Origin of the sequence: Psychrobacter sp. APC 3279 (genome assembly GCF_030407795.1) — a bacterium.
In the GTDB taxonomy this organism is placed as follows: domain Bacteria; phylum Pseudomonadota; class Gammaproteobacteria; order Pseudomonadales; family Moraxellaceae; genus Psychrobacter.
In genome coordinates this window covers 1-612 of the sequence record NZ_JASDCR010000061.1, presented here as the reverse complement: position 1 = coordinate 612, position 612 = coordinate 1, and the positions used below count along the sequence as shown (strand labels likewise).

At 32.8% G+C, this 612-nt stretch carries 1 protein-coding gene; it reads right to left on the bottom strand.

Annotated elements, in window-relative coordinates; genetic code table 11:
• Positions 1–93: 93 nt before the first annotated feature.
• Positions 94–612 (bottom strand): hypothetical protein (locus QL898_RS13815; RefSeq protein ID WP_290177200.1); only part of this gene is annotated, 519 nt, incomplete at its 5' end.

Here is a 612-nt window from a genome sequence, read left to right as displayed (position 1 = left end):
GCAATTGATCCCAAAGCGTATCTGTTAATGCTTTTCTTGCCATAACTTGTATTTCTCGCATCGACTCAATAGATGCGGTATTGTAACTATTATTTAGGGCTTATCCAATTGAAGACACGCCCTAGTATGCTCACAATTATAATAATTTGATAAAGCATTTTTTACCTCATTAAAGGGTAAGGGTTCACCACTATTGTAGAAGCAATTAGGTAGTTTCTTTATGCCATATTTTCTAGTTGAATCCCAATAATAATCATTACTTGATGATTTTGCTAAAGTAATAGGTATAGGGTAGATTTTATTTAATATGGCGTATGAGAATTCATTAAAGTATGTAATGCAGGTTTGTAAGAAGTTTTTGAAGTCTTCTAATGAGGAGTCTCTTTCTTTACTGTTATGCCCCATATGACGATGCTTGGGAATAATACTAAGTATATCGATATCAGATAAGTTATAAGCGATTTTTATGAAATCTCTTGCAGTATTTTGAGCTATGCTGAAAAAACTGTAGAACCAAACTTGGTAAACTAACGACTCAATGAGGAGTTTATCATGACTAAGAAAATCAGAACCTATAGTGCAGCATTCAAAGCTGAAGCTGTTAAAAAGATA